General features: G+C 41.5%; 17 protein-coding genes. 13 read left to right on the forward strand and 4 right to left on the reverse strand.

Annotated elements, in window-relative coordinates:
- Positions 1–2 precede the first annotated feature (2 nt).
- Positions 3–356 carry a DsrE/DsrF/TusD sulfur relay family protein gene (locus PSF09_RS10910; protein ID WP_004913652.1) on the forward strand — a complete coding sequence of 118 codons (354 nt, stop codon included), beginning with the start codon at positions 3–5 and terminating at the stop codon, positions 354–356.
- Positions 357–462: 106 nt separating this feature from the next.
- Positions 463–3,840: a mechanosensitive channel MscK gene (gene mscK / locus PSF09_RS10915; protein ID WP_272683890.1), complete on the forward strand. Its 3,378-nt coding sequence runs from the start codon at positions 463–465 to the stop codon at positions 3,838–3,840.
- 5 nt (positions 3,841–3,845) lie between these two features.
- Here the strand turns inward: mscK and rsmS are convergent, their stop codons facing one another.
- Both rsmS and priC read right to left on the reverse strand, forming a co-directional pair.
- Positions 3,846–4,022, reverse strand: a complete 177-nt coding sequence (rsmS, locus tag PSF09_RS10920) for a pleiotropic regulatory protein RsmS (RefSeq protein ID WP_272665708.1) — start codon at positions 4,020–4,022, stop codon at positions 3,846–3,848.
- An 18-nt stretch (positions 4,023–4,040) separates the two neighbouring features.
- Positions 4,041–4,589, reverse strand: coding sequence for a primosomal replication protein PriC (gene priC, locus PSF09_RS10925; protein WP_109912058.1), 549 nt, complete (start codon positions 4,587–4,589; stop codon positions 4,041–4,043).
- Between the two features lie 142 nt (positions 4,590–4,731).
- Here priC and apt point away from each other — a divergent pair, with 142 nt between their 5' ends.
- The 9 genes from apt to PSF09_RS10970 all read left to right on the forward strand — a co-directional run bounded on the left by apt (position 4,732) and on the right by PSF09_RS10970 (position 15,320).
- Complete coding sequence (gene apt, locus PSF09_RS10930; RefSeq protein ID WP_210838682.1) at positions 4,732–5,283, forward strand: adenine phosphoribosyltransferase; 552 nt, start codon at positions 4,732–4,734, stop codon at positions 5,281–5,283.
- 112 nt (positions 5,284–5,395) lie between these two features.
- A complete protein-coding gene (dnaX, locus tag PSF09_RS10935; RefSeq protein WP_272665709.1) occupies positions 5,396–7,339 on the forward strand; it encodes a DNA polymerase III subunit gamma/tau in 1,944 nt (647 codons plus the stop codon).
- A gap of 48 nt (positions 7,340–7,387) precedes the next feature.
- Positions 7,388–7,717 carry a YbaB/EbfC family nucleoid-associated protein gene (locus tag PSF09_RS10940; RefSeq protein WP_004260403.1) on the forward strand — a complete coding sequence of 110 codons (330 nt, stop codon included), beginning with the start codon at positions 7,388–7,390 and terminating at the stop codon, positions 7,715–7,717.
- Complete coding sequence (gene recR, locus PSF09_RS10945; RefSeq protein ID WP_004913633.1) at positions 7,717–8,316, forward strand: recombination mediator RecR; 600 nt, start codon at positions 7,717–7,719, stop codon at positions 8,314–8,316. Before PSF09_RS10940 ends, recR begins: the two co-directional genes overlap by 1 nt.
- A 488-nt stretch (positions 8,317–8,804) precedes the next feature.
- On the forward strand, positions 8,805–10,673 hold the full coding sequence (gene htpG, locus PSF09_RS10950) for a molecular chaperone HtpG (protein WP_004913627.1): 1,869 nt from the start codon (positions 8,805–8,807) through the stop codon (positions 10,671–10,673).
- A 192-nt stretch (positions 10,674–10,865) separates the two neighbouring features.
- Positions 10,866–11,510 carry an adenylate kinase gene (gene adk / locus PSF09_RS10955; RefSeq protein ID WP_210838678.1) on the forward strand — a complete coding sequence of 215 codons (645 nt, stop codon included), beginning with the start codon at positions 10,866–10,868 and terminating at the stop codon, positions 11,508–11,510.
- A gap of 182 nt (positions 11,511–11,692) precedes the next feature.
- On the forward strand, positions 11,693–12,658 hold the full coding sequence (gene hemH, locus PSF09_RS10960) for a ferrochelatase (protein WP_272665710.1): 966 nt from the start codon (positions 11,693–11,695) through the stop codon (positions 12,656–12,658).
- Between the two features lie 123 nt (positions 12,659–12,781).
- Positions 12,782–13,900 (forward strand): LPS O-antigen length regulator Wzz(fepE), encoded by a 1,119-nt coding sequence (gene wzz(fepE), locus PSF09_RS10965; protein WP_272665711.1) that lies wholly within the window; start codon positions 12,782–12,784, stop codon positions 13,898–13,900.
- Between the two features lie 106 nt (positions 13,901–14,006).
- Positions 14,007–15,320, forward strand: coding sequence for an inosine/guanosine kinase (locus tag PSF09_RS10970; RefSeq protein ID WP_004913614.1), 1,314 nt, complete (start codon positions 14,007–14,009; stop codon positions 15,318–15,320).
- A 340-nt stretch (positions 15,321–15,660) separates the two neighbouring features.
- Here PSF09_RS10970 and eutH read toward each other — a convergent pair whose 3' ends face one another.
- Together eutH and PSF09_RS10980 are read right to left on the reverse strand one after the other, a co-directional pair.
- Positions 15,661–16,911 (reverse strand): ethanolamine utilization protein EutH, encoded by a 1,251-nt coding sequence (eutH, locus tag PSF09_RS10975; protein ID WP_272665712.1) that lies wholly within the window; start codon positions 16,909–16,911, stop codon positions 15,661–15,663.
- Between the two features lie 22 nt (positions 16,912–16,933).
- Positions 16,934–18,373, reverse strand: coding sequence for an FGGY family carbohydrate kinase (locus tag PSF09_RS10980; protein WP_272665844.1), 1,440 nt, complete (start codon positions 18,371–18,373; stop codon positions 16,934–16,936).
- 241 nt (positions 18,374–18,614) lie between these two features.
- Between PSF09_RS10980 and PSF09_RS10985 the strand changes: the two genes are divergently transcribed.
- Together PSF09_RS10985 and PSF09_RS10990 are read left to right on the forward strand one after the other, a co-directional pair.
- Positions 18,615–20,015: an NAD(P)/FAD-dependent oxidoreductase gene (locus tag PSF09_RS10985; RefSeq protein ID WP_272665713.1), complete on the forward strand. Its 1,401-nt coding sequence runs from the start codon at positions 18,615–18,617 to the stop codon at positions 20,013–20,015.
- Positions 20,012–21,241, forward strand: a complete 1,230-nt coding sequence (locus PSF09_RS10990; protein ID WP_272665714.1) for an FAD-dependent oxidoreductase — start codon at positions 20,012–20,014, stop codon at positions 21,239–21,241. The genes PSF09_RS10985 and PSF09_RS10990 overlap by 4 nt, the downstream gene beginning before the upstream one ends.
- The last annotated feature ends 32 nt before the right edge of the window (positions 21,242–21,273 follow it).

Here is a 21,273-nt window from a genome sequence, read left to right on the forward strand (position 1 = left end):
ACATGACCTCTATCTTGATTATTGCCAACGGGGCACCTTACGGCAGTGAAACATTGTTCAACTCATTGCGATTAGCGATAACGTTAAAAGAGCAAGAGCCACAGTTAGATTTAAAAATTTTTCTGATGTCAGATGCAGTGACAGCAGGTTTAGCGGCTCAAAAGCCTAAAGAAGGCTATAACCTTCAACAAATGTTAGAAATTTTAACGGCACAAAATGTTCCCGTTAAATTATGTAAAACTTGTACAGATGCCCGTGGTGTGAGTGAATTAACCCTTGCTGATGGTGTTGAAGTTGGTACATTGGTCGAGCTTGCAAGCTGGACATTAACGGCTGATAAAGTATTAACTTTCTAATATTCTACGTAAAATGTGTTTGGTTAGGTAAAATTAGGTGCTGATAGGCTATTATCGGCACTTTGTTTAATTAAGCAACGTATTATTCGTATAAAGGAATGCCATTATGATGAAACAACAATGGAAGTGGCAGCAGTTAGTATCAATCATACTGTTCTTTTTCATCGCATCTTTTTCCAGCTCAATTACGGCATTAACGTCAAATAGCTTACCCAGCAAGAATGAAATAAAAAGTGCACTCAATGCATTGAATAAAAAAAGCTCACTCAGTGAGGAAGATAAACTTGTTCTCGCCGACCTGGAAAAAACCTCAGATTTTTATAACGAATTGGATAAACTCGAGCAACGAACGGCTGATCTGCAAAAAAAACTCAGTAGCGCGAGTGAAGAATCAAAACAAGCTGCGCAAGGTTTGTTGCAAATAAAAAATGAAAATGAGCAACTTACTGAAAATTTTCTACGAAAAATACAAGATAGCTCTCTTTCACAATTAGAAGCATTACAAACCTCCTACTTAGAAAATCTGCAAACAGAACAAAATGACCTCGCAACCTATAGTAGCCAATTAATTGGCTTACAAACGCAGCCTGAAAGGGCACAAGCGATGATGTTGGAAAATGCGAGGCGATTGCAGGAAATTCGTAATGAGCTAAATAGTTCATTAAATGAATCTGTGAATTTAAGGCCGACTCAAATCACAATGCTGCAAGTTGAACAGTATTTATTACAGCAGCAAAATGAATATCAAAAACGTATCCTACAGACGAATACCCAATTACAAGATGTGCTGCAAAAACAGCGTGATTATACCGCAGCATATATTGAACAATTGGAACATCATATTCAGCAAGTACAAAATGCGATAAGCCATCGCCGCTTAAATGACTCCCAATCAACGGTGCGTGAAGCATTAAGTACTTCTGAAACCGATATCAAAGCCCAACAAAATCCCCTTATTCAGAAAGAAATTGGGATTAATAATGCGCTGAGCGACCGGTTAATCGCAGTGACAGAAAATAGCAATAAATTGGTTCAAAATGGTATCCGTGTAAAAACCTGGCTCGAAAGAGCGACACAATCAGAACGAAATCTAAAAGAACAAATTAATGTATTACGCGGTAGCTTATTGCTTTCACGAATTTTGTTTCAACAACAAATTGACTTACCACCTGATATTCTAACGAAAAATTTACCCACAACGATCGCCGATTTGCGACTTGAACAATTTGATGTTAACCAACAGCGTGATGAGCTTTACCAACCTAATGATTATATTACGAAGTTGGAACAGCAATTTGAAATAAAAGCCGGGGATGAGTCTACAAACAGCACATTATTATCAACGGAAGATAAATCCACATTATTGAAATTATTAGAAGTTCGTCGTGGGTTATTAGATGAACTTAACCAGCAGCTTGGCGGGCAAATTTCCCAAGCAATTAACCTACAATTGGATCAAAACCAATTATTGAGTGTGGTGGGGTCGCTTGAAAATACCTTGGCGCAGCAAATATTTTGGGTGAATAGTAACAAACCGATTGATTTGGAATGGGTGAAAGCTTTCCCTGAAGCCGCAGCGACACAAATTAACAGCTTTGATTTTAGTTTATCAAACCGCAGCATTAAACGGGGTGTGAGTAATTCACTGTTAGTGGTTATTCCACTTGTTTTGGTTGCGCTACTGTTTATTTGGTTTAATCGTAAAATTAATAATCGATTGCAAGATATTGACCAACGGCTTTCCAGTTTACGCAATGATAGCGTGCTAAGTACACCATTTGCGATCCTGCTGACATTAATGCAAACATTGCCTATTTCACTGTTTTTACTCGCATTTGGTTACTGGTTTTTGAAAACAGGGAATGTACAAGGCCCATTTTTCTGGCAGTTCAGCCAACAGTTAGCGATATTTTGGGCGTTATTTGAGCTGACGTTTCGTGTGTTAAGGCCCCAAGGTATCGCACAAAAGCATTTTGGTATTGAAAAAGAGAAAATATCTCAGACACGACGTCGAATGATTAGGTTATCGATTCCTTTGGTGCCACTTATTTTCTTTTCTACTTATGGTGTTAGCAACCCACTAAAAGTGTCTGAGGACGTGATTGGCCAGTTAATTGTGCTGGTTTCCCTTATACTGTTGTGTATCTTTACAATCCCATTCTGTAAACAGGTTTGGCAAGAGAAAGGTAGCCACTTAACGCGCAGTATTGTCATGACATTACTGACTTTTTCGCCATTAATTTTAGTGGGCTTAATGATGGCGGGGTATTACTACACGACATTGCGTTTGGCTAATCGTTGGTTAGATAGCCTCTATCTTTTACTCCTGTGGTATATCACTTACAATGCTTGCTTAAGGGGACTAACACTGGTTGCTCGTAAGTTGGCATATCAACGTGCCATAGAACGTCGTGCGATGTTGAAGCAAGAAGATGTTGAAAACGAACCCATTAAAGAGCCACCAATGACCATCGAGTTGATTAGCCAGCAATCGCTACGCCTTACAACGATGGTATTGTTTATTATCTTTGCTTTAGCGTTTTATGCTATTTGGTCTGACTTCATCACCATTTTCTCTTTCTTAGATAGCGTGAATTTGTGGAGCTATACCACCACATCGGCAGAAGGGGGAAATATCTTACAATTCGTGACGTTAGCGAATTTAATATTGGCTCTTGTGATCATCATTGTGTCTTGGGTGATGACGCGAAATCTCCCTGGGCTATTGGAAGTATTGGTATTATCACGGTTAAAACTCCGTCAGGGTTCTACTTATGCGATTACGACAATATTAACCTATATTATCGTGGGGATTGGCGCGATAGCCTCGTTAGGGATGATCGGCGTGACATGGAATAAATTGCAATGGTTAGCCGCTGCTTTAACTGTCGGGTTAGGGTTTGGCTTACAGGAAATTTTTGCCAACTTTGTCTCAGGGATCATTTTACTATTCGAACGGCCGATCCGTATTGGGGATACAGTGACTATTGGGACTTATTCAGGAACGGTTAGTAAAATTCGTATTCGTGCGACAACCATCGTCGATTTTGATCGTAAAGAAGTGATCATTCCGAATAAAGCTTTTGTGACTGAGCGGTTGATCAACTGGTCGTTATCAGACACCGTCACGCGTATCACGATTGCGATCGGCGTGGCATATGGTTCTGATCTAGATAAAGTGAAGCGGGTCTTATTATCCGCAGCAACCAATAATAACAAGGTGATGACCGAACCCGCTCCCAATGTCTATTTCACCAGTTTTGGCGCCAGTACGTTAGACCATGAATTACGTTTTTATGTACGGCAAATTGGTGACCGTGGCGTGACAAGTGATGAAGTGAATCGCGCGATAGACAAATTATGTCGAGAAAATGACATTGATATTGCATTCAACCAGTTAGAGGTTCATTTGCATAATAATAAAGGTGATGAAATGCAAGAAGTGAAGCGAACACCTAAAGATAGTGATGGTGAAACGCACTAGGCCCGTTAAGTTTCTTTGGTGCAAGTAGCTTGTGCTGCTTGCACTTGTTTTGACATATAATCATTTTTCACAATTTCAAGTGCTTTGAGAACCACATCGGTGTCTATCTCAGCGGTTTCTAATAAGTAGATTAAATCAACAGCAAGTTGGACTTCTTGTGGCGCATCTTTGAGTGAACTCATACTGATTCCTTCCAATATTTAATCAAAATATTGATTTTCCTGATGTTCAATGGCTTTCTCAATACGTAAAAGTGCTTGGCGGCAACGGTACAAACGGCCAGCAAGTACAGCGAGTTCTTTTTGGCACTGGTGTTGTAGACGGTGGTCAGTTAGCTCACTTAAATGAAGCTCTTTTTCACTTACCATGGCTTGTAAGCGTCGTTCATAGTCTTGGTGTTGTGATAAACGTTCATATAAATCAATCTGTTCCTTTTTCTTAGTAAAGCTGGATTCTTTTTCACGTAAAGCTTGTGTTGAAATCTCCCGAGAAATGGCTTGTATTTGGTGGACAATTTTCTCCGTCAGGAAATTGACCTGCTCGCTGTGGTTTAACGTTACGCTATGGCACAATTGCTGATACAAGGTCTGTAATTCATTTTGGCAATCGCCTAAACGGGTAGATTTGCGGCTAAACAATTGCATGTCGAAGCGTGAATGTGAAAACTCAAGGTCTTTTATGGGGTCAACTCGAGTTTTCAATTCATCAATCTGCTTTTTTAACGCATCTAAAAGAGCGGGGATTTTCATTTTTTGTTCTCATTAAGTGTCAAAAATAGCGGAATATTGATATTCAGCAACAAAACTGATGCCAAATTGACGGCTTCTTATTGCATTTTTATGGTACTTTACATAGATTCTACACTTTCGTGTTTACTACATGGCTTTTATTATGACCGCTAAAGAGCAACAACTGCAATTGATTAAAGAAAGTATCGCATCTATCCAAGATTATCCAATCGAAGGTGTGATTTTTCGTGACATTACCACTTTATTAAATAACCCTGCTGCATACCAAGCAACAATTGATATGTTAGTCGAACATTATCAAAATAAAGGCGTCACTAAAATTGTAGGAACTGAAGCGCGTGGTTTTCTATTCGGCGCTCCAGTCGCATTACGTTTAGGCGTAGGTTTTGTCCCTGTGCGTAAAAAAGGGAAATTACCACGTGAAGTATTAAGTATGACTTACGACCTCGAATATGGCACCGATACGCTTGAAATCCATAAAGACAGCATCAACCCTGACGATAACGTCTTAGTTGTTGATGATCTACTCGCGACAGGTGGTACAGTGGAAGCAACGGTGAAAATGATCAAACAGCTTGGTGCTAATGTTGTGGATGCGGCATTTATCATCTGTTTACCTGATCTTGGCGGCGTTGAGCGTCTACAAAAAGAAGGTGTTTCTTCGTATAGCCTTGTTGAGTTCCCAGGCCACTAATCTTTATTTTCCCTCTATTTTTATCACAGCCTCGCTGTATAGGTTGAGGCTGTGGTAGCATGGTACTATGATTATATATATTCACGTACCATGTTAAATGACAGTGGAATCCATGAGCTATCAGGTACTTGCCCGTAAGTGGCGCCCCCAAAAATTTTCAGACGTTGTTGGTCAACAGCACGTTTTGACTGCACTCGCTAATGGGCTAACGCATCAGCGGCTTCATCATGCCTATCTTTTCTCCGGTACACGTGGCGTAGGAAAAACGACGATTGCTCGCCTGTTTGCCAAAGGCCTTAATTGCGAAACAGGGATAACTGCATCGCCTTGTGGGCAATGCGCCAATTGCCTTGAAATAGAGCAAGGGCGATTTGTCGATTTAATTGAAATTGACGCAGCCTCTCGTACTAAAGTCGAAGATACTCGTGAATTATTAGACAATGTCCAATATGCACCGGCACGTGGGCGCTTCAAAGTTTATTTAATTGACGAAGTACACATGTTGTCTCGTCATAGTTTCAATGCGTTATTAAAAACCCTTGAAGAACCACCTGAACATGTGAAGTTTTTGTTGGCGACGACTGACCCGCAAAAACTCCCTGTGACCATTTTGTCCCGCTGCTTGCAATTCCACTTAAAAGCGTTAGATGTCACGCAAATCAGTGAGCAACTTGAACTCATCCTGAATGCAGAAAATATTGAACATGATCAACGTGCTCGCCAGCTGATAGCAAGAGCGGCAGATGGCAGTTTACGTGATGCATTAAGCTTAACTGACCAAGCCATTGCTATGGGACAAGGGAAAGTTACGGCTGATATAGTTAGCCAAATGCTAGGAACCCTTGATGACGAACAGCCATTAGCCATTATTGAAGCACTAGTACGTGCTGATAGCATGGCGGTGATGGAACAGGTAGAGCAAGCTGCTAGTCGCGGTGCGGATTGGGAAAACTTGCTGGTGGAAATTCTGTCGCAATTACACCGTATAGCAATGATCCAACTGCTTCCTGCAGAACAAGAAACAGACCCATCATCGACAGAAGGGCGGTTACGGCAGGTTGCAAGGGTAATTTCCCCTGCAGATCTCCAATTGTTTTACCAAACGTTGTTAGTTGGAAGAAAAGAACTACCCTATGCCCCTGAGCGGCGTATGGGGGTTGAAATGGCACTATTACGTGCATTAGCTTTTCATCCTAAAAATGTGATTGCTGAAATTGAAGCACCGCCGCAGGTTATTCCACAAGTAGCTACCCAGTCAGCGCCGCCAGTGGCATCAAATATGTCCCAAAGGGTGCCTCCGACACAAGCACGAGCGGAAAACCTGCCAGACAATAGCCCAACATTACAGTTATTGAAGGCGAGGCAGGCGTTACAATCTCCCCAAAGTGAGGATCCTAGCCCAAAAAAGGCTAAACCGGTGATGCCTGAAAGGGCTAAGCCGGCGGCATCAGCACTGGAAAGGCTGGCCGCCGTGACCAGCAAACATCAACAAAATGTGGAAAATAGAGCCGCTCAGGCAGCAAAACCACAAAAACCAAAGCAGTACCAATGGAAGCCGCAAAATGAAGAGGCGATGGCTCCAAAAGAAGCGGTAACAACGCCAAGCGGAATCAAAGAGGCGTTGGAATATGAAAAAACGCCTGAATTAGCCGTTAAAATCATTGAAGAAGGGCGAATTCGGGATAGCTGGTCAGGGAAAATCGCAAAATTAAATATTCCCAAACTGGTTGAACAATTAGCTTTGAATTCATATATAGAAGAATTAAGTGAGTCGCAAATTGTTTTACATTTGCGCTCGGCTCAGAAGCACCTCGATAAACCATCGGCACACAAAGTGTTGGAAGAAGCTCTGAGTGAACAATATGGTCGTACTGTTGAACTGAAAATCGTTCATGATGATAATAGCGAGGTGAAAACCCCGCTAGAATGGCGACAGGCGATTTATGAAGAAAAACTGGCACAAGCGCGCCAGTCTATTATTGCGGATAAAACGATTCAAAAACTGCGCTCAATGTTTGATGCGCAATTAGATGAAGAGAGTATTCGCCCCGTTTAACGCTACAGTCTCATTATTAAGCTGTAGCCTCAGTTGTGAGAGATAACTATGTTTGGTAAAGGTGGATTGGGTAACCTGATGAAACAGGCCCAGCAAATGCAAGATAAAATGCAAAAAGTTCAGGAAGAAATCGCTCAACTAGAAGCTACAGGCGAATCTGGTGCTGGGTTAGTTAAAGTGACGATTAATGGCTCACATAACTGCCGCCGTGTTGAGATTGACCCTAGCTTGCTCGAAGACGACAAAGAAATGTTAGAAGATTTGATTGCCGCAGCATTTAATGATGCTGCACGTCGTATCGAAGAAACTCAGAAAGAAAAAATGGCGAGTGTTTCCAGTGGTATGCAATTACCACCAGGCTTTAAGATGCCATTCTAATGCAAACAAGTCCGCTTCTTGAATCGTTGATGGAAGCTCTGCGCTGTCTTCCGGGGGTTGGCCCCAAGTCAGCGCAGCGAATGGCTTTTCATCTTTTACAGCGTGACCGCAGTGGTGGAATGCGTTTAGCGCAATCGCTCACTCGAGCCATGTCTGAAATAGGTCACTGCCGTGATTGCCGAACATTTACAGAACAAGATATCTGTAATATTTGCGATAACCCGCGTCGTCAACAAAATGGTTTGATTTGTATTGTTGAAAGTCCAGCAGATATCTATGCAATAGAACAAACCGGGCAATTTTCCGGGCGCTATTTTGTCCTTATGGGGCATTTATCACCACTTGATGGTATCGGCCCAATGGATATCGGCCTTGATAGACTCGAAGAGCGTTTGGCGTCCGAGACTATCACTGAAGTGATTTTAGCAACCAATCCAACGGTTGAAGGAGAAGCGACGGCAAACTATATTGGGCAAATGTGTGCTCAATATGGGGTAGCGGCGAGCCGAATTGCGCACGGGGTGCCTGTGGGTGGGGAGTTAGAGTTAGTCGATAGTACGACGTTGTCTCATTCGCTCTCCGGCCGCCTTAAACTTTGATATCCTCGTCATACTTTGCACTGTAGCGTTGTTGTCTTCATGCGTTAACCCTAGTCACATACTGGTGTATGCTCCTAGGGATTAACGTATTTGACGCCTAGCTACAGCACAAATTATTTAGAGGATGATATTGATTTCGTTTTTCTAAAATCCCCCTATAGAATTCAGTTACTAATTTGAGCCGTAGGGGGCTGCACTCGGTGACTCGGGTCACATACTAGTATGCTCCTAGGAATTAACGTATTTGACGCCTAGCTACAGTACAAATTATTTAGAGGGTAGACTGGGGAAAGGGAATGATTTTTTAATCTAACTCTCTAAAATATCTCATTGAGTTATTATTTTCTTTTTAATCATTGGCTTTTGAGTTTGATTAACTAAATTTTTTATCCCTTTCGCTTGAATTTCTGTTTTTCGCCCCCAACTAATCTGCATCGATAAGTCAAACCTATCCAATTAGATTGATGAAATAGAGGCGATTAATGAGTATGAAAGGACAGGAAACGCGTGGTTTCCAATCAGAAGTTAAACAACTCCTCCAATTAATGATCCACTCTCTTTATTCGAATAAAGAGATTTTCTTACGTGAATTGATCTCCAATGCATCAGATGCAGCCGATAAACTGCGTTTTCGAGCATTATCTAAACCAGAATTGTATGAAAACGATGGTGAGCTGCGTGTGCGTATTAGTGCCGATAAAGACCAAGGTACATTGACCATCAGCGATAACGGTATCGGTATGAGCCGTGAAGAGGTGATTGAAAACCTTGGGACTATCGCTAAATCAGGCACAAAAGCATTCTTAGAGTCATTAGGTAGCGACCAAGTCAAAGACAGCCAGATGATTGGCCAATTTGGTGTTGGTTTCTATTCCGCATTTATTGTGGCCGATAAAGTAACTGTACGTAGCCGTGCGGCGGGTGCTCCTGCCGATGAAGGTGTGTTCTGGGAATCTGCCGGTGAAGGTGAATACACCATTGCTGATATTGAAAAAGCGGAGCGCGGCACCGAAATTACCTTACATTTACGCGATGATGAAAAAGAATATCTCGATAACTGGCGCCTGCGTTCAGTGATTAGCAAATATTCTGACCATATTGCTTTACCCGTTGAAATCGAAGAAAAAAATGAAGAAGACGGTACGGTAACTTGGGAAAAAATTAACCAAGCGAAAGCATTATGGACTCGTAGTAAATCTGAAATTTCAGACGAAGAATACGCGGAATTCTATAAACATATCTCCCATGACTACGCAGACCCGCTGACATGGACACATAACCGCGTAGAAGGTAAGCAAGAATATACTAGCTTGCTGTATGTGCCGTCTAAAGCCCCGTTTGATCTATGGAATCGTGACCAACAGCATGGTTTGAAACTCTATGTTCAACGCGTATTTATTATGGATGACGCGGAACAGTTCATGCCGAATTACCTGCGCTTTATTCGTGGGGTGCTAGATTCCAATGATTTACCGTTGAACGTTTCGCGGGAAATACTGCAAGACAGCGCATTAACCCGTAGTTTGCGCAGTGCCTTAACCAAACGCGTTCTGCAAATGTTGGAAAAACTGGCCAAATCTGATGCAGAAAAATACCAAACCTTCTGGCAACAATTTGGTTTAGTGATGAAAGAAGGCCCCGCAGAGGATATGGCAAATAGCGAAACTATTGCTAAACTTCTGCGTTTTGCGACGACTCATACCGATAGCAGTGTACAGAACGTCTCTTTAGAAGAGTATGTTAGCCGCATGGTTGAAGGCCAAGATAAAATCTATTATATCACTGCAGATAGCTATGCAGCGGCAAAAGGTAGTCCACACCTTGAATTGTTCCGTAAAAAAGGTATTGAAGTCTTGCTGTTATCTGACCGTATTGACGAATGGATGATGAACTATCTGTCTGAATTCGACGGTAAACAGTTCCAATCCGTAAGCAAAGCAGACGAGTCATTAGATAAGCTAGCGGATGAAAACAAAGCGGAACAAGAGGAAGCGGATAAGCAACTAGAGCCATTTGTTGAACGCGTTAAGTCATTCCTTGGTGAGCGTGTTAAAGACGTTAAACTCACGCATCGCTTAACGGATACCCCGGCCATTGTCACGACAGACGTGGATGAAATGAGTACACAAATGGCGAAACTGTTTGCAGCAGCCGGGCAAGCCGCGCCAGAAGTAAAATATAACTTCGAATTGAACCCAACGCATCCATTGGTGAAAAAAGCTGCAGAAGTGTCAGATGAATCCGTGTTTGCTGATTGGGTGGATGTTTTGTTGGATCAAGCACTGTTAGCAGAACGTGGCACATTGGAAGATCCAAACCTATTTATACGTAAAATCAATGAATTACTTTTAAAGTAATTTGATTCGATATTTTCGATATTGAGCATAAACCACGCTTTTGCTTGTGCTTTAGCGTGGTTTTTTTCTTTTGCGAAAAAAGATAAATGCGAAATCGTTTACGTGTGTTCTTGAGTAAAGCAGCATGCTAATGGTATGGTAGCTTGTTTTCTTTTCAAATTATAAAAATCTAAATAGCAAGGGGTTTACGCAATGCGTATCATTCTGCTTGGCGCTCCAGGCGCTGGTAAGGGCACTCAAGCTCAATTTATTATGGAAAAGTTTGGGATCCCTCAAATTTCAACAGGTGACATGTTACGTGCCGCTGTTAAATCAGGGAGCGAACTCGGCTTACAAGCTAAAGAGCTGATGGATAACGGTAAATTAGTTACTGATGAATTAGTTATCGCATTAGTTAAAGAGCGTATCAAACAAGATGACTGCCGCAATGGCTTCTTGTTGGATGGGTTCCCTCGTACAATCCCACAAGCGGACGCGATGAAAGAAGCTGGCATCACTGTTGATAACGTACTGGAATTTGCTGTACCAGACGAAATCATTGTTGAGCGTATCATTGGCCGCCGTGTACATGCGCCATCAGGCCGTGTTTATCACATCAACTTTAACCCACCAAAGGTTGAAGGCAAAGACGATGTAACAGGTGAAGAACTAACCATCCGTAAAGATGACCAAGAAGACACCGTGCGTAAGCGTCTGGTTGAATATCATGCATTAACTGCACCTTTAATTGCGTATTACCAAAATGAAGCTAAACAAGGGAATACCAAGTACTTCAAATTAGATGGTACACGTAAAGTGGCAGAAGTTAGTGAAGAACTGGCGAAAATCTTAGGTTGATATTTGTACTTACTATGCTTTGTGTTGCAGTAATCGTAACTGCAATTCGAATTATTTTAAGTATAAAGGTATTATATGAGGGCAGCGATGATCGCTGCCTTTCTTTTTTATACCACTTGGTGACAAAAATCGTTAATTAACTGTGCTAAAGTTGGGAATAATTATCAATTAGGAGTTGTTTCATGTCAGAAAAAAAATACGGCATTTTGTTAGCAAACTTAGGAACCCCTGATGCCCCAACAACCTCAGCAGTGAAACGCTATTTAGCCGAATTTCTTAGTGATAAACGTGTTATTGATGTACCGCGCTTGATTTGGAAGCCAATTTTACATGGGGCGATTTTGCCTCTTCGCTCTTCTAAAGTGGCGAAGTTATATAAGTCTATTTGGTTAGAAGGCGGCTCGCCATTACTGGTTTATTCTTTGCGTCAAAAACAAAAGTTAGCAGAGTTATTGCCTAATATTGCTGTAGAGATAGGCATGAGCTATGGTTCTCCTTCAATTAAAAGTGCGGTGGATGGTTTGCTAGACCATGGTGTTACTGACTTAGTGGTTCTTCCGCTGTATCCACAATATTCCTGCACGACAACCGCAGCAGTTTATGATGCATTAACCAGAGCGTTTGAAAGTAGACGTACCATTCCAAGCGTGCAATTCATTCGTAGCTATGCGACACATCCTGCTTATATTCAAGCGTTAGTGGCCTCGATAGACGAAAGCTTTGCCCTGCATGGTGAACCCGATAGACTTATATTGTCGTTCCATGGTATTCCACAGCGTTATTGCGATACAGGTGATATTTACCAGCAAGAGTGCGAAAAAACGGCAGAGGCACTCCGTGAGGCGTTGAATTATCCAAGTGATAAAGTCATGCTCACCTATCAGTCACGGTTTGGACGTGAGCCTTGGTTGATGCCTTACATGGATAAAACTATGCATGAATTACCCTCCCAGGGTGTAAAATCCGTTCAGGTCATTTGTCCAGGGTTTTCAGTTGATTGCCTAGAAACATTAGAAGAAATTAGCGAACAAAATAAAGAATTTTTTATGAGTAGTGGCGGTAATAAATATAATTACATACCGGCTTTAAATGATAATCCAAATAGCATTCATATGATTAATTCAATAATTCAAGATGTACTAAAATAACTAATTCAGCAAATTAATGCAGAAAAGTTTGCTTATCGATATATCAATAGGCTCATTATGGACTATAATCACTTATCTGAAATTATAAATGATTGAATAAATGTTATGTCTTTTGGAATTAATATGAGCAATAAGCAGCCCCCACAAGGTAATATAGAGCAGAAGTCGTCTTCTGCTCATCAATTTCATATACAACAAAACGATGAAATTGATTTAATGGCCTTGTTTTCCATTTTGTTAAAACATAAATTTTTGATTCTTATATTTACGATTGTTTGTATTGCAGTAAGTGCTGGTGTTGTTAAACTCTTACCTCAAAAATGGAGCAGTACTGCTATTGTTATTCCCCCTGCATCTGAAGAGCTCAAAGAAGTTAATGCATTTAAAGCGCAATTGGATGTATTAGATGTTCCTGTTGATCTAAGTGCTCAACGTGTTTTTACTGCATTTATTGACCAATATCGTTCGAAAGTTAATCAAGAAAGTTATGTGAGAAGTACTGAGTATTACCATAACCTTGCAGAGAAAATTGACCCAAAAGATGATGTTATCGCTCAGCAAAGGCTAGTGAATTCAATCATTTCAAATGATATTAAAATTCAAGATCTGTCAAAAGAAAAAAACAGTACTTCAAATGATATTGTTTTAAGCTTTACTGCGCCGTTGCCGACAGAAGCCCAAGATTTACTTGAAGGCTATATTCGTTATAGTGCATCGAAAGTAAGGCAACAGCTAAAAGTTGAAATCGATAATATGATTTCAGAGAAACTTATTTATGCCAGTGAGTCACTAAAACGCGAAGTCAGCAAAATTCAAACTGAATACGATGTTAAGGTTGAAAGGCTTAAACGAGCCGTTGATATTGCAAAAGCCGCTGGAATTGAAAAACCGATTGCCAGCGAATCTGTTGCTATCAATGATGACCCTGATTACCCTATTGCGTTGGGGACTGAAGCTTTAGAGAAAAAATTACTGATTGAAACTCAAAATCGTGATTTAGCATTGATGAGCGAAAACCTACAAAACCGTAAGATTTATATTGATGATTTACAAGAGCTAACTAGTAAAGAGTTAGATTTTACGCCGGTTAAATTTATTTTAACGCCAGACTTACCATTGCATAAAGATTCACCTAAATCAGCGTTGATTGTTGCATTAAGCGCCATATTAGGTTTAATTTTGAGTTGTGCATTTGTGTTAAGTCGAGAGCTTTACCGCGATTATAAATATCAAAATCAGTAAAATTACCGCCAAATGACAAACAATGGAGCCAGTGCCTTCTTTGCAGGTGCTGGCTTTATTTTATCGTGCTAGAATAGGGCGATGTTCCATTGTTAATCTTCTAATTATGAAATTCCCCGGTCAGCGCAAATCAAAACACTATTTTCCTGTTAGTCTCAGAGATCCTTTATTACAGCCTTTAAAAGAAACATTGGCAGATGATGAGAATTGTAAGTCCTATATCGTTGGTATCGACCAAACATTAGTCGATATTGAAGCGAAAGTGGATGATGATTTCATTCAGCGCTACCAGTTGAGTAAGGGGCATTCACTAGTTATTGAAGATGATGCCGCCGAAGCTTTGTATAAAGAGCTCACAGATAATGCATTGATTACTCATGAGTTTGCTGGTGGAACGATTGGCAATACCTTGCACAATTATTCGGTATTAGCGGATGACAGGTCTGTTTTATTGGGCACAATGTGTAATAACATCCAAATTGGTAGCTATGCATATCGCTACCTGTGCCATACCTCAAGCCGTATGGATTTAAATTTTCTACAAGGCGTGGATGGGCCTATTGGGCGCTGTTTTACCTTGATCACTGAAAATGGCGAGCGAACTTTTGCTATCAGCCCTGGCCATATGAATCGCTTGCACCCAAATAGTATTCCAGAGGATATTATTGCGGGGGCTTCTGCATTGGTTTTAACCGCTTATTTAGTCCGTTGTAAACCCGGAGAAACCATGCCTGATGCGACTATGCAGGCTATTGCGTATGCGAAAAAGCACAATGTTCCCGTTGTGTTGACGCTTGGAACAAAATTTGTCATCGCTCAAGACCCTCAGTTCTGGCGTGATTTCTTAGCGGAACATATTTCAGTCGTTGCAATGAATGAGGACGAAGCGCAGGAACTGACAGGGCTGAGTGACCCATTACTCGCCTCTAATATGGCATTAGACTGGGTCGATTTAGTTTTATGTACAGCGGGTCCATCAGGCTTGTATATGGCCGGCTACACTGAGGACGCTTATAAACGTACGACGCAGCACCCACTATTACCAGGTGCGATTGCAGAATTTAACTTATACGAGTTTAGCCGAGCAATGCGCCAACAAGATTGCCAAGTTCCATTACGTATTTTCTCTCATATTGAGCCTTATATGGGCGGGCCTGAAAAAATAATGAACACGAATGGGGCGGGAGATGGGGCTTTATCGGCATTACTTCACGATATTACTGCCAATTCTTACCATCGTTCAAATGTACCGAATTCCAGTAAACATGAACGCCAATACTTAACATATTCCTCTTTAGCTCAAGTATGCAAATATGCTAACCGTGTGAGTTATCAAGTATTAACTCAGCATTCACCTCGTTTGAGTCGTGGCTTACCTGAAAAAGAAGATAGTTTAGAAGAGTCTTATTGGGAACGTTAAAACGAAATAATTCTTATTTGAATTAATGATGTCAATTTTAAGGCACTTCAATATAATTGTTATTGAGGTGCTTTTCTTTTTAAACAATTATTCTGATGAATTGTTGCTACTAAATTTTATTAATTGAGATCATTATTTACCTTCCGGTTATGTATCTATAAATAATGTAATGGTTAATGATGACTAATATAGATATCCATATGATGGGTATAATATTAATAATGGATGAGAGTTTGAGTTAATTTCAGACTAATAAATAAAAGCTGTATGCTACTTTATGAGTATTCATATTTGGCATACAGCTAATTATTTTTAAATATATAAGTATGGTTAATATTAATTAATGTTGTTTAGCAACAGCGAGCTCACTTTCTTCTTTGACTATTTCAGCTGCTTTTGTATCTTCAGCTTCATAACGCATCGCCTGTGGTACTGAGATTTTAATCGCAATAAATACTGCTAAGAAGCCGCCTACCAACTTGCCCAGTAAAATAGGTAAAACGAGAGTAGGTTGGAAGTTGGCGGTGAAGGCAAGATGATCCCCGATGGTCGCTTGTGCACAAACACCAAATGCCACACATAATACTTTATCCCTCGCTCGCATTTCTTTGAATAAGTGATAAGTAGCGATAATGTTTGCCATAACCATAATAAAACCTAAAGAACCCGTATCACTCAGTTTTAAACGGTTACTTAGTGCACGGACTAAAGGCTTGCAGTAGCGTTGGAACAGATAACAAATGGGGAATGTGCCCGCTAACATGATACCGATATAACCCGCAATTTCGATGGCACGGAATAGTTCATTTTGGTCAGCAAACAGTGGGTCAAAGCCCCATGCGCCGAACATTTTGGTAAATACACCAGTAAAGTGTTCAACAATGGAAAATGCTAAGACTAATTTGACGAATGCATCCATGATTTTACCGAAAATCAGGAAGCCCGTTACCATTAACATCGGGCGATATTTTAGCCCTGCGGCTAATAAAAAACAGAATACAAACAACGGCATCAGGTATTGCAACATGGTAAAGAAATCTAAGGTTAATTGGTGTGTCGCCGGTGAGTTTGTGGAAATAATGTCCCTTACAGGAATATTATTGAATGTAATTAGCAGTAATGAAGCCAATACGCCAAATGGTATGGAGATCAACCCTGCCATTGCACCAAGTGCAAGGTATTTATGATCTTTACGATTTAGCATTGTTAGCCCCACAGGGATCAGATAAACAATGGTGGCCCCAGAGGTGTAACCGATCAACATTGCAGTGATCCACATATCTCGATTAGTTGTTAGTGCATCGGCTAGTTGGTAACCGCCCATATCAACTGCAATAATTGATAAGGCTGCAATAGAAACGTCTGAGCCGACAGAGGAAAAGACCGGTCCAAGAATGTAAGAGATTAATTGCGAGAGTAACGGAACAGCAGCCATGATCCCGGCTTGAGCGAGAAACACGGGACCAATAGAAAAGATCCCGTTAACAAACTCTTTTCCAAGATCGCTGGCGGGTCTAACAATGGATGCGACAGCACCAATAATGGCGCCACACATAATTAAATAAATAATGTAATTTCCGAATTCAGCCATAGTAGGGTTTCCTTTTATTATTTTAGTGTCTTAATTGGCGAGAACGGGCAATGATGTCGCGATATTGTTCCATCACACCTTGCATATTCGTCCCATCAGGATGTGTCACGGTTGAATTGCGTCTTACCGCCATTTCATGAGTGATCCCGATACCTTTTCGAGCTAACAAGGCGGCGCCTAATGCGGTTACTTCACGGTTTGCTGGTGCTTCAATGTTTTTTTGTAATAAATTAGCTAAAAATTGCTTAAAATATTGATTTGAAGAGAGTCCTCCATCGACTGAGATTGACTGGCCTAGCGGTGAAATTTTTTCCATTGCAAAAATAACTTCAGCGGAGCGTGCGGCTATGCCTTCCAAAACCGATTGCATCATGTCTTTTTTGTCGGTATCTAATGAAAGCCCCGCCCAAAGGCCTGCAGCACTGCGATCCCAGTATGGACACCCTAAACCGGATAACGCAGGGACAAAGGCTAGGCCGCGTTTAATAGCGGATTCTGCCCTGAAATCCCCGAGCTCATCAAACGAGTCAAATAAACCGATTTTGCGAGCCCAATTGATGGCAGATGCTGCGTTGTAGACGCCGCCATCTAAGCCAAATACAGGGGGCTGATTGGGAAACTTCCAACAGAGTGTGGGCAATAAACCGCTGTCATGAGTTTGTGGTATATCGGTGCCAGTCAGTGCTTGCAAGAACGCGCCTGTACCGAAGGTGATTTTGGCATCACCTTTCTCACGACAACCATGGCCGAATGTGCCGGCAAATTGGTCAACAATAATGGCCGTGACTGGGGTAAGGTGCCCATCGAGATTGATAGCGCCAAAGTCACCAATGTTGTCTTTAATTGGCGGCAAGCAATGGATGGGGACTCCAAAAATGTCACATAGCTCTTGGTCCCATTCCAACGTATGAATATTGAGTAATGAAGTTCGAGACGCCGAGTTATAGTCGGTGACAAATACGCCACATATACGGTCAAGAAAAAAAGCATCCATTGTACCGATGCGTAATTTATTTTTATCCGCTAACGTTTTCGCACCGACAACATTGTCAATAATCCAGCCCATTTTGCTGGCGGAAAAATAAGGGTCGAGAGGTAAGCCTGACTTAGATTGTACCAGCGGCTCTAACCCAGCCTCCTTGAGCATTGAGATGGTTTTTTCTGTTCGCAAGTCTTGCCAAACAATCGCGTTGTATAAAGGGCGCTTGCTGTCCGCGTCCCATGCGACAATGCTTTCACCTTGGTGACAAAGCCCAATAGCATCAACGACTTCACAGCTATGTAAGCATTTAATGATGTTTGCCAGTATTTCCTCTGGGTCGTGTTCAACCCAACCACTATTCAGCGTGATTTGTTTATGAGGAATGCTCATAGGGGAGTGGTAATGGCCGCCTTCTTCAAAGACAACGACCCGGGTTCCCGTTGTTCCCTGGTCGATAGCCGCATAACGTTGATTGAGCATCACAGTATTCCCAGTGTTATAAATGTTGTAAATAGGTCTGTTTTTTTGCTTACTATCGTTTAATCGGAAATAAAATCCACAAAAAACTCACAGTAAGTTTCACTAATGTGACAAAAATCACAATAAAGTAACAATGTGAGTAAATTTTTGGTTACTGTTGTGCTTTGTGTTGTTTTAATTATTGTGATTGTGGGAATTATGTGGTTTTATGTGTGCAAGTTTTAAGTTAAGGATCTCAGCCATGGATATTAATAATAAAAAAATTTGGGATGTCATTGTCATCGGCGGTGGTGTCATTGGCTGTGCTGTGACACGTAAATTCACACTAATGGGAGCCAACACGTTGTTACTTGAACGTGGTGGTGACATCCTTTCGGGAGCAAGTAAGGCAAATAGTGCGCTATTACATACCGGTTTTGACGCCACACCAGGGAGTCTAGAACTTGAGTGCATGCAAGAGGGGTATCGTGAATTCATTGCAATCAGAGAAAAAATGAATTTACCTCTTCTTGAAACGGGGGCATTAGTGGTTGCATGGAATGATGAGCAACTCAGTAAATTGCCGGCGATAGTAGAACAAGCACACACTAACAATGTATTAGATGTGGCAATTATTGATAAAGAAGAGCTATATCGCAGAGAACCCCATTTAGCACCAGGGGCACTTGCGGCTGTTTCTGTGCCTGGTGAAGCGGTTATTGACCCATGGAGTACGCCACTTTCGTATTTAACCCAAGCAGTAAAACATGGGGCTGAATACCGTTTTCATTGTGAGGTCAGCAATGGAACACTCAATGATGGAGTATGGCGTTTAACCACATCAAAAGGTGAGTTTTCTGCCCGTTTAGTCATTAACTGCGCAGGAATTAATGGGGATATTGTCGAATCAATTTGCCACCCATCACCGTTCCAAATAAAACCACGTAAAGGGCAATTTCTTGTTTATGACAAAGCGGCAGCAGCGGATATCAATGCGATTATCCTACCAGTGCCGACCGCTATCACAAAAGGTGTATTGCTATCGAAAACCATCTTCGGCAACCTCTTGCTTGGCCCTACAGCGGAAGAACAAGATGACCGTTGGAAAGCAGAGGTAAAACAAGAAGTGCTTGAGGACTTAATTGCCCAAGGTTCTCGTATGTTACCTTCATTGCACAATTACAGTGTGACCGCAACCTATGCGGGGTTACGCCCTGCAACAGAAGAAAAATATTACCGCATTAATGGTTACCCAGAAAAACAGTGGATATGTGCAGGGGGAATTCGTTCCACAGGTTTAACCTCGGCCTTAGGGGTGGCAAGCTATCTTGGTAAATTGTACCAAGAAAATTTCACACCGCTTTTTGAACTATCACCACCAGAAGCGCTGATTTGGCCAACTATGCCAATGATTTCTGAATATCATCAACGGGATTACCAATGCAAAAGTAATGGCGGTATTGTTTGCCATTGTGAATTAGTGACTCAACGGGAGATTGAAGCCGCATTTGATTCGGACATTCCTCCTGAGTGTTTAGGGGCTTTACGCCGCAGAACGCGAGTGATGATGGGACGCTGTAATGGATTTTATTGTAGTAGTCAGGTGGCTGAAATTATTAATGGTCGCTTCGACCACACATTGGCAGTGGAGGCCGTAAAATGAGTGTAAATTATGATGTTATTATCATTGGCTCGGGCCCTACCGGTGCAGCTGCGGCACAAGCACTACGTCGCCGTGGTGTACAAAATATCGCCATTATTGAACGTGAAGCCCATGCTGGTGGCGTTCCACGTCACTGCCAGCATCCAACTTTTGGCATTTTAGCCTTTAAACGGCCGATGAAAGGCAACCAATTTGCTGAAAAAATTGTCAATCAACTGGGAAACACACCGATTTTCACCCGTAGTACAGTGACCGCGTTACAACCTAATGGGAAATTAACCGTTTCAACACCAGAAGGTCTTGTTGAAATGCAAGCTAAACGAGTTTTGATAGCGACGGGGGTAAGAGAAACACCTCGCCATCCGCGCTTAGTTTCAGGCTTGAGGCCACAAGGAATTTTAACCGCAGGGGCATTACAGCAATTTGTTTATTTAAATGGTAAGAAGCCTTGCCGTAATCCCGTGATTGTAGGCAGTGAATTAGTGAGTTTTTCTGCGCTATGGACACTAAAAAACGCAGGCGTTAAAGCCCAAGCGATGATTGAAAGTGGTGAGCGGATTTTAGCTTTTAAACCCGCGACTTTATTTGCTAAAGCGATGGGAACCCCCGTTTATTTGAATAGTAAAATTACTGAAATTGGCGGTTTAGATCGCGTGGAATATGTGGTTGTTGAAACCGAAGGTAAAAGCCACAAAATTATGTGTGATTCGGTCATTTTTACGGGGCAATTTGTTGGTGAAAATACGCTAATCCGTAAAAGCCATTTGAACTTTGATGCGGCGACAGGAAAACCGGTAACAGACCAGTATGGGCGTTGCTCTGATACTCGCTACTATGCCGCTGGCAATATGTTGCACCCGGCCGATATGGGGGATCAATGCTATCAAGAAGGCTTGGTGATCGGAGAACGGATAGCAGATGATTTACTAGCGAATCATCATCAACAACAATTGAAAGTGGCTCAATGTATTCCTGTGCAGTTTGACCCGAAAATTTGTTTTAGTGTTCCAGCGTGTATTGATATGGATAATTTATCAGTGCGACAAATTGATTTTAATATCAAAGTTGAACAGCCAGTGAACGGAACTATTCGTGTTATGGCAGGGAATACCCTGTTATATGAAAAACGCCATCGCTGTTTACCAACACGACGTATTTTACTGAAAAATATTGATTTAACAAAAATACAGCAGGAAGCTACTGAAATTAGTATCACTGTTGTATAGTGCTGGAAAGTTAAATGGTTAAGAAGGATTAA

It is taken from the genome of Providencia sp. PROV141 (genome assembly GCF_028481645.1).
Lineage (GTDB): Bacteria > Pseudomonadota > Gammaproteobacteria > Enterobacterales > Enterobacteriaceae > Providencia > Providencia rettgeri.